Here is a 7,528-nt window from a genome sequence, read left to right on the forward strand (position 1 = left end):
CCGCCACCCCGCGCTCCACCATCGTCGTGGTGCCCGAGGTGATGGCCCCCGCCGGGCTCTCCGGCGTGATCGGCTCGCCCGCCGCCACGCTCACCGCGCGCTTCGGCAGCCCCCGCATCGACCTTGCCGAGGGCGATGCGAGGAAACTCCAGTTCGCCGGGCAAACCTGCGTGCTCGACATCTACCTCTACCCCGTCGCCGCCGCCGCCGAACCGACTGCGACCCATGTCGAGGCACGGTTCCGGCAGGGCGGTGCGCCCGCCGATCCGGGTGCCTGCATCCGCGAGGTCGAGCAAAGGTAACCCCGCCTTAAGCCTGTTCGTGGCATGTCCTCTCGCGAAGATCACAGGGGATAGACCAGAGTGACCACCCAATTCCTCGAAGTCGCGCGCGCCGCCGCCGCCGACGGCCAGATCACCGCCGACGAACTCATCGCCCTGCGCCGCGAAGGCTGGGGCGACGGGATCATCACCCGCGAAGAGGCCGAGGCGCTGTTCACGCTCAACCAGGCGCTCCACACCCGCACGCCCGAATGGGTCGACTTCTTCGTCGAGGCGATCGGCGAGCACGTCCTCAACGGCACCCCGCCGCGCCTCCAGTGCAATCTCGAGGAAGCCGAGTGGCTGATCGCGCAGGTCGAGCGTGACGGCAAGGTCGATTCCATGGCCGAGCTCGAGGCGCTGGTGCGCATCCTCGAGCGGGCAGAGAACACCCCCGACCGGCTCAAGGACTACGTGCTCGCCAAGGTCGAGCATGCGGTGCTGCACGGCACCGGCCCGACCCGCCACGGGGGCGACCTCAGCGCCACCCACATCACCGCCGCCGAATGCCGCATCCTGCGCCGCGTGATCTTCGCGAGCGGTGGCCATGGCCCGGCCGCGGTCACCCGCCACGATGCCGAGATGCTGTTCCGCCTGAAGGACGCGACCCTCGCCGACGAGAACGCGCCCGAGTGGGAGGACCTGTTCCTCGACGGGGTGGAGAATTTCCTCAAGGGCTTCACGCTGCAGAATGCGCAGCTCAGCCACGAGCGCCGCCGCGAGCTCGAAGCCTTCATCGCCGACGCTGACGCCAATGTCGGGCGCTTCATGGGCCGCGTGGTCCGCGAGGTTCCGAATGTAATGAACCACTTCGGCAAGGTGTTCGGCAAGAAGAAGCCCGCCGGGCCCGACTACGGCGCGCTCGCCGCGGCGGGCGAGGTGGTGACCGATTTCGAGCGCGAATCGCTCGAGATCATGATCGAGGCTGATGGTGAGGTCGACGATCTCGAACGGATCCTCCTCGCGCGGCTCGCCGAGCGGCGTCAGACGCCGGAGTAATGCCCGCCGCGCAGCTCGCCCAAGGCGAGCGCGAGGTGGAGAATTTCGGTTTCGATCCGGGCCTGATCCGCAAGCGCGGGCCCGCTCGCAAGCTGCGCCTCTAACGCCGCGCGCTCGCCTTCCAGCTGGTTGATGATCGCCTGCACCTCGCGCCCGCGCTGGGCGATGCGCTGGGCGTCACGATCGGGGGGTAGGTCCGTGCCGCGCGTCATCGCGGGGTCACGCGGCGACGCCGTCAATCGCGCGCCGGGTCGAGCGCGGCGGCGGCTCCGCCCTGGAGCGGCATGGGCCCGCGCGGCGGGACAGCGGGAACGGGCATGCCGGATTCGGGCGGCTTGCGGCGCGGGCGCGGCCGTTGGCGCATGATGTCCGCCAGCGACCCGGTGCCGGGTTTAAGATCGGGTGAGGGGCGATGCCTGCCCGCCGCGATCGTCTCGCCGGCAGCAATCGCCACCATCCCGAACCCGACCAGAATCTGGCCGAGACCTGCAAGGATGCTGCGCGGGGGTGGGGCTTGGCGGGGCATGGCCCTGATTATACCATGAAACTCTCGCCGCAGCCACAGGCGCCCTTGGCGTTGGGGTTCTCGAACACGAAGCCCGCGGTGAAATCGTCCTCGCGCCAGTCCATCGTGCTGCCGATGAGGTAGAGCACCGAGGCGCCGTCGATGTAGAACACGCCGCCGGGGGTGGGGATCTTCTCGTCGAACTTGGCTTCGGTGGTGACGTAGTCGACCGAATAGGCGAGGCCCGAGCAGCCCCGGCGCGGGGTCGAGAGCTTGACGCCGATGGCGTCCGCCGGGGCCTTGCTCATCAGCTCGGCGATGCGCGCCTCGGCGCTCGGCGTCAGGGTGACGGCGGCCTTGGGGGCGGGGCGAGAAGTCGTGGTCGTCTCGGTCATGTGAGCCTCTTCTGCCAGAACAGCGCGTGCCCGGTGGCGGGATCGAGCTGGTAGTCGCCAAAGCCTTCGCGCGCATAGAGACGGCGCGCCGGATTGCCGCTCAGCACTTCCAATGTGATCTTGCAGGCCCCGCGCTTCAAGGCCTCGGCCTCGACGGCTTGCAGGAGCGCCTTTCCGACCCCGTGCCCGCGCGCCTCGGGGAGCACCGCGAGATCGTGAATATTGACCAGCGGCGCGGCGGCGAAGGTCGAATAGCCCATGAAGCAATTGGCAAGGCCGACCGCGCGGCCATCTATGCGCGCGATCAGCGAGAAGGCCTGCGGGTTGGCCGCCAGATCGCCTGCGAGGCGCGCCCTGACGTCATCGCGCAAGGGCTCGCCGCCGCCCATCGGATCGCGCGCATAGGCATCGAGCAGCGCCACGACGTCCGCCGCATCGCGCGGGTCGCGGTAGTCCGCAAGGGTAATCGCAAGGATGGCGGTGTCGCTCACAGCATCCCCAGTTCGAGCCGCGCCTCGTCGCTCATCTTGTGCGGGCCCCACGGCGGGTCCCAGACAAGATTGACCTCGGCATCGCGGATTCCCGGCACGCTCGAGACGCGCAGTTCGACCTCGCCGGGCATGCTTTCGGCGACGGGGCAATGCGGGGTGGTGAGCGTCATGGTGACGGTGGCGTCGCGGTTCTCGTCGACCTCGACGCCGTAGATCAGGCCGAGATCGTAGATATTGACCGGGATTTCCGGATCGAAGATCTCGCGCAGCGCCTCGATGACGTCGGCCTGCAGATCGCTGCCTTCGCCGCCCACCGGGCTTTCGGGCGGCTTGGCGGCGAGGAAGCCGTCGAGATAGTCGCGGGTGCGGGGTGCTTCGCTGTCCGTGTCCACGGCGTCCGAGACGCGGGCGCGGGGGGGTTTTTCGGCTGAGCTGTCCATCGCTCTCATCCTTTTCCAAAAATGCGGCGGGTGCGGGCGATCCCGGCGAGCAGCGCGTCGACATCGGCTTCGGAGGAGTAGAGGCCGAAGCTGGCGCGTGCGGTGGCGGGGACGCCGAGGTAGTCCATCAAGGGCTGGGCGCAGTGGTGCCCCGCGCGGATCGCGACATTGCTCTCGTCGAGGATCGTGCCGAGGTCGTGGGGGTGGATGTCGTCCAGCGCGAAGCTGACGATCCCGGCGCTGTCGGCGGGGCCGAAGAGCGTGACGTCGTTCATTGCACCCAATTCGCGGCGGAGTTTCGCGACCAGCTGTTGTTCGCGCGCATGGATGCGCGCGGGGCCGATGGCGCTGACGTAATCGGCGGCGGCGGCGAAGGCGATCGCCTCGGTGATCGCGGGCGTTCCCGCCTCGAACCTTTGCGGCCCGCTGGCGTAGGTCGTTTTCGCGAAGGTCACCCGGTCGATCATCGCCCCGCCGCCCTGATAGGGGGGCATGTCGGCGAGAATGGCCTTGCGCGCCCACAGCGCCCCGATCCCGGTCGGCCCGTAGAGCTTGTGCGCGGAGAAGACGTAGAAATCGCAATCGAGCGCCGCGACATCGACGCCCATGTGCGGCGCCGACTGGCACCCGTCGAGCAGCAGCTTCGCCCCGACCTTGTGCGCCAGCGCAGCCGCGCGCGGGGCATCGAGCAGCGCGCCGGTGACGTTGGAGACATGGCCCAGCGCGACCAGCTTGTGACGCTCGGTCAGCATCGCCTCGGCAGCATCGAGGTCGATCCGGTGGTCGTCGGTCAGCGGGCACACGTCGATCTGCGCCCCCACTTCCCCGGCCACCATCTGCCAAGGCACGATGTTCGAATGATGCTCGGCCTGCGAGAGGAGGATGCGGTCCCCCGCCTTGAGGTTCGCGCGGCCCCAGGTCTGCGCGACGAGGTTGATCGCCTCGGTCGCGCCGCGGGTGAAGACCAGCTCGTCCTCGTGCCCGCCGATGAACCGGGCGACGGTGCGCCGCGCCGCCTCGTAGGCGAGCGTCATCTCGGCCGAGCGGGTGTAGACCCCGCGGTGGACGGTCGCGTAATCCTCGCCCAAGGCGCGCGCCATGGCGTCGATCACCGCGCGCGGCTTCTGCGCGGTCGCGGCGGTGTCGAGGTAGTGCCACGGCTTGCCGTCATGGGTCACCATGCCGGGGAAATCGGCGCGCAGGTTAGCGAGCGGGGCGAGGGTGGCGGCGTCGCTCACAGCTTCGCCCCTTCCAGCGCCGCCAGCGCGGCATCGAGCAGCGTTTCGCGTTCCGCTTCGTCTTCGAGCGCCACAAAGGCATCGCCGATGAAGGCCTGCACCAGCAGCCGCTGCGCCGTGGCAGGATCGAGCCCGCGCGCCATCATGTAGAAGCGTGCCGCCTCGTCGAGCGCGCCGACGGTGGCACCGTGGGCGCACTTGACGTCATCGGCGAAGATTTCGAGCTGCGGGACGGCATTGGCGCTCGCTCCGGCCTCGAGCAGCAGGCCCTTGAAGTCCTGCGCCGCGTCGGTCTTCTGTGCGTGGCGCGCGACCTTGATCTCGCCGAGGAAATTGCCCGTCGCCCCGGCCCAATGCACCGCGCGGATGGTCTGGTTGGAGGTCGCCTCGGGTTCGGCATGGACGACCTGCGTCACGAATTCGCGGGTGACGCCACCACCGCCGATGGTGACGCCGCCGAATTCGAAATGCGCACCCCGGGCGAGCCGCACTTCGACCTCGACCCGCGTGTAATCGTCGCCCGCATTGGTGACGAAGAAGGCGGCGCGCGCGCCCTCGCCCAGCTGGACGCGGACGCGGTGGAGTTCGGGTGCATTAGAGCCGACGACAAGGCAGCGGGTCACGCTTTCGCCCGCGGGGACGTCCAGCGCTTGCCACTGGTCGAGCGCCGCGACGCCGAGCCGCGCCAGCGCGTCCATGTCGGCATAGCGCCACGCCTCGTCGCGGCGCGTGGGGAGGGAGAGGGTAGCGGCTCCGTTCATGACAGCCTGTCCTTTTGCAGTGCCCGTTCCAGCTCGCGGGCCAGCCCCGCGCGACTGGTCCGGATGCAGGCATCGACCTTGGCGCGACTGTCCGCTCCCTTGCGCACGCACTTGGTGACCGCGCGGCACAGGCGGTCGTCCAGCCTGGCCTGTCCGGTCGAGCCTGCAAGCCCGCAGTGCCAGCGCCCCTGCGGGTCGCGTACGACGTTGACGGTCACGCGCCGCAGGCGTTCGAGCGTCACCACGATCTCGCCCTCCGGTGCGGCGAGCGGTGCGGGGGCGGCTTGCAATGCCGTGAGGAGGGTGGCGGCAAGGATCATGCGTCTGCCATCACCGCGTCATAGCCCTCGGCCTCGAGCCGCAGGGCAAGTTCCGGCCCGCCGGTCTCGACGATCCGGCCGCCCGCGAGGATGCTCACCTTGTCGGGCTTCACGACGTCGAGCAGGCGCTGGTAGTGGGTGATGAGGAGCACGGCTTTATCCGGCGAGCGCATGATCGCGTTGATCCCAGCGCCGACGATCCGCAGCGCGTCGATATCGAGGCCACTGTCGGTCTCGTCCAGCACCGCGAAGGCTGGGTCGAGGATGCCCATCTGCACCATCTCGGCGCGCTTCTTCTCGCCGCCCGAGAAGCCGACATTCACCTGCCGCTTGAGCATTTCCATGTCCATCCTGAGCAGCCCCGCCTTGTCCTTGGCGAGCTTGAGGAACTCGCCGCCCGAGAGCGGCTCTTCACCACGCGCTTTGCGCTGGGAATTGAGCGCCTCGCGCAGGAACTGGACGTTGGAGACGCCGGGGATCTCGACCGGGTACTGGAAGCCCAGAAAGAGACCCTTGGCGGCGCGCTCGTGCGGTTCGAGCGCCAGCAGGTCCTCGCCCCGGAAGGTCACGCTGCCCGCGGTCACCTCGTAACCGGGCTTGCCGCCGAGCACGTTCGACAGCGTCGATTTGCCCGCGCCGTTGGGGCCCATGATCGCATGCACCTCGCCCGCGGGGACTTCGAGCGTAAGGCCCTTCAGAATAGGCTTGTCGCCGACCGAGGCGTGGAGGTTGGTGATTTCGAGCATGATGGTCCTCAATCGAGCAGTTTGGCGCGGCGCAGGCGGTATTGCATGCGCTTGCTGAAGCCCTGCATCACGCCGCGCGGCACCTGGAGTTTGACATAGTCGGTCGCTTCCATCGGGTGTATTTCCACCCACCAATAGCGCGACAGCACCGAATAGAGCACCGGGCGTGGCGCAGTGCCGGTGTTGGCAAGGCCGCAATGCTTGGTGCGAAAATCCCACAGGATGGCCGATCCCGGCGACACCACCGGCGCGAAATCATGATCGCCCTTGGCTTCGCGAACGCGGTGGCTTTTCCGCCAGAAGGCGGTGCGCCCCGTCACTTCGTCCATTGTCACCAGCGGCATCGCGAAAGCGAGCGCGAAGGGCGGCAAGAGATATTCGAGATCGACTTCGGGAAACAGGGTGCCGTCGGGGTGCCGCACTTGATCGGGCGCGCCCGGGTTGGCCACGAGCAGCCCGGTCGAATCGACCATGAACATCTCGCCGAGCAGCATCTCTGCAATCGCCGCCACCGGCCGCGGCAACAGGATATCGCGATCCGCCAAGGTCCCCTCGACCCGCAACCCCATGGTGTGGCGGCCCTCATAGGGGCCATAATTGCGGGCTCGGTTGGGGGTGGCGTAATCCGGATAAGCCGTTTCGATCTCGGACTTGAGCGTAGCCAGCCGCGCGGGGTCGACAAGATCGTCGAGCACGACCACGCCTTCCCGCGCGAGAATGTCCACGGCCCGCGCGATCGACTCCTTGCGGCCGGCCTCGGAGGCGAAAGACACGCGCAGTTCGGAGGCATTGTTTGCCAGCCGGAGGTCGTGCTCGCGGTCGTCGTGCATCACGGCTTGCGCCCCCGCGGCTTGGGCGCGCCGTCGCGATCATCGCCTTTCGGCTTGGGGCGCGAATAGGTCTGCTTGGGGTTGGCCGCTTTGTGCGCGCGGGCGGCTTCCTTCTTGGCCGCGATCCGCTCGCGCATGGTGAGGGTGAGGCGCTGGAGCACCGCGTCGATATCCTCGAGGATGTCCTTGGCGGCGATGCGCATCACCTTGATGCCGACGCTCTCGAGGCTCTTGTCGCGGCGCTTCGCGAGGGTGTCGTTCTGCCCCTCCTCGTCGATCGCCAGCGCGAGGCCGAGGTTGTGGCAGTTGAAATCGACGATCGCGGAGCCGACCACGGCGTGGCGCTTGAAGGTGTAGCGGCCCATGTCCGCGGCGGCGAACTTGGCGGCGAGCGCCTTGTGCGCCTCGGACGAATGGCGCCGCAACTCGCGCGCCTGTTCGTGCAGCGCATCGAGCCGCTTCTCCGAAATCTCCCACCCGCGC

At 68.5% G+C, this 7,528-nt stretch carries 12 protein-coding genes and 1 pseudogene; 2 read left to right on the top strand and 11 right to left on the bottom strand.

Going from position 1 to position 7,528, the window contains the following annotated elements:
- Together AX708_RS20925 and AX708_RS12765 are read left to right on the top strand one after the other, a co-directional pair.
- Positions 1-302: pseudogene (locus AX708_RS20925) on the top strand (hypothetical protein); the annotation flags it as partial.
- A 60-nt stretch (positions 303-362) separates the two neighbouring features.
- The gene (locus AX708_RS12765) at positions 363-1,319 is read left to right on the top strand and encodes a hypothetical protein (RefSeq protein ID WP_066528326.1); all 957 of its coding nucleotides are present in this window, start codon (positions 363-365) and stop codon (positions 1,317-1,319) included.
- Here AX708_RS12765 and AX708_RS12770 read toward each other — a convergent pair.
- From AX708_RS12770 to AX708_RS12820, 11 genes are all read right to left on the bottom strand, one after another.
- Positions 1,304-1,531 carry a hypothetical protein gene (locus AX708_RS12770; protein WP_066528327.1) on the bottom strand — a complete coding sequence of 76 codons (228 nt, stop codon included), beginning with the start codon at positions 1,529-1,531 and terminating at the stop codon, positions 1,304-1,306. The genes AX708_RS12765 and AX708_RS12770 overlap by 16 nt on opposite strands.
- Before the next feature lie 23 nt (positions 1,532-1,554).
- Positions 1,555-1,845: a hypothetical protein gene (locus AX708_RS12775; RefSeq protein ID WP_067490190.1), complete on the bottom strand. Its 291-nt coding sequence runs from the start codon at positions 1,843-1,845 to the stop codon at positions 1,555-1,557.
- 8 nt (positions 1,846-1,853) lie between these two features.
- Positions 1,854-2,219, bottom strand: a complete 366-nt coding sequence (locus AX708_RS12780; RefSeq protein ID WP_066528338.1) for an iron-sulfur cluster assembly accessory protein — start codon at positions 2,217-2,219, stop codon at positions 1,854-1,856.
- Entirely contained in the window at positions 2,216-2,710 is a 495-nt protein-coding gene (locus AX708_RS12785; RefSeq protein WP_066528340.1) for a GNAT family N-acetyltransferase, read from the bottom strand. Before AX708_RS12785 ends, AX708_RS12780 begins: the two co-directional genes overlap by 4 nt.
- Positions 2,707-3,150, bottom strand: a complete 444-nt coding sequence (locus tag AX708_RS12790) for an SUF system Fe-S cluster assembly protein (RefSeq protein ID WP_156443349.1) — start codon at positions 3,148-3,150, stop codon at positions 2,707-2,709. The genes AX708_RS12785 and AX708_RS12790 overlap by 4 nt, the downstream gene beginning before the upstream one ends.
- 5 nt (positions 3,151-3,155) lie before the next feature.
- The gene (locus AX708_RS12795) at positions 3,156-4,331 is read right to left on the bottom strand and encodes a cysteine desulfurase (protein ID WP_197426015.1); all 1,176 of its coding nucleotides are present in this window, start codon (positions 4,329-4,331) and stop codon (positions 3,156-3,158) included.
- A gap of 53 nt (positions 4,332-4,384) precedes the next feature.
- Complete coding sequence (locus AX708_RS12800) at positions 4,385-5,149, bottom strand: SufD family Fe-S cluster assembly protein (protein WP_066528345.1); 765 nt, start codon at positions 5,147-5,149, stop codon at positions 4,385-4,387.
- Positions 5,146-5,469, bottom strand: a complete 324-nt coding sequence (locus AX708_RS12805; protein ID WP_066528347.1) for a hypothetical protein — start codon at positions 5,467-5,469, stop codon at positions 5,146-5,148. The genes AX708_RS12800 and AX708_RS12805 overlap by 4 nt, the downstream gene beginning before the upstream one ends.
- Positions 5,466-6,215: a Fe-S cluster assembly ATPase SufC gene (gene sufC, locus AX708_RS12810; RefSeq protein WP_066528349.1), complete on the bottom strand. Its 750-nt coding sequence runs from the start codon at positions 6,213-6,215 to the stop codon at positions 5,466-5,468. The genes AX708_RS12805 and sufC overlap by 4 nt, the downstream gene beginning before the upstream one ends.
- An 8-nt stretch (positions 6,216-6,223) precedes the next feature.
- Positions 6,224-7,045: a phytanoyl-CoA dioxygenase family protein gene (locus tag AX708_RS12815; RefSeq protein WP_066528350.1), complete on the bottom strand. Its 822-nt coding sequence runs from the start codon at positions 7,043-7,045 to the stop codon at positions 6,224-6,226.
- On the bottom strand, positions 7,045-7,528 hold a 484-nt coding region (locus AX708_RS12820; protein ID WP_067490193.1), incomplete at its 5' end, for a DUF559 domain-containing protein. The genes AX708_RS12820 and AX708_RS12815, both read right to left, overlap by 1 nt.

Source organism: Erythrobacter sp. CCH5-A1, from assembly GCF_001557115.1.
In the GTDB taxonomy this organism is placed as follows: Bacteria; Pseudomonadota; Alphaproteobacteria; order Sphingomonadales; family Sphingomonadaceae; genus Erythrobacter.

Excerpts from the sequence above, each read along its gene's own strand:
- AX708_RS12770 (WP_066528327.1), bottom strand. The coding sequence starts at position 1,531 with ATGACGCGCGGCACGGACCTACCCCCCGATCGTGACGCCCAGCGCATC.
- AX708_RS12775 (WP_067490190.1), bottom strand. The coding sequence starts at position 1,845 with ATGCCCCGCCAAGCCCCACCCCCGCGCAGCATCCTTGCAGGTCTCGGC.
- AX708_RS12780 (WP_066528338.1), bottom strand. The coding sequence starts at position 2,219 with ATGACCGAGACGACCACGACTTCTCGCCCCGCCCCCAAGGCCGCCGTC.
- AX708_RS12790 (WP_156443349.1), bottom strand. The coding sequence starts at position 3,150 with ATGGACAGCTCAGCCGAAAAACCCCCCCGCGCCCGCGTCTCGGACGCC.
- AX708_RS12795 (WP_197426015.1), bottom strand. The coding sequence starts at position 4,331 with ATGGTGACCCATGACGGCAAGCCGTGGCACTACCTCGACACCGCCGCG.
- AX708_RS12800 (WP_066528345.1), bottom strand. The coding sequence starts at position 5,149 with ATGAACGGAGCCGCTACCCTCTCCCTCCCCACGCGCCGCGACGAGGCG.
- AX708_RS12805 (WP_066528347.1), bottom strand. The coding sequence starts at position 5,469 with ATGATCCTTGCCGCCACCCTCCTCACGGCATTGCAAGCCGCCCCCGCA.
- sufC (WP_066528349.1), bottom strand. The coding sequence starts at position 6,215 with ATGCTCGAAATCACCAACCTCCACGCCTCGGTCGGCGACAAGCCTATT.
- AX708_RS12815 (WP_066528350.1), bottom strand. The coding sequence starts at position 7,045 with ATGCACGACGACCGCGAGCACGACCTCCGGCTGGCAAACAATGCCTCC.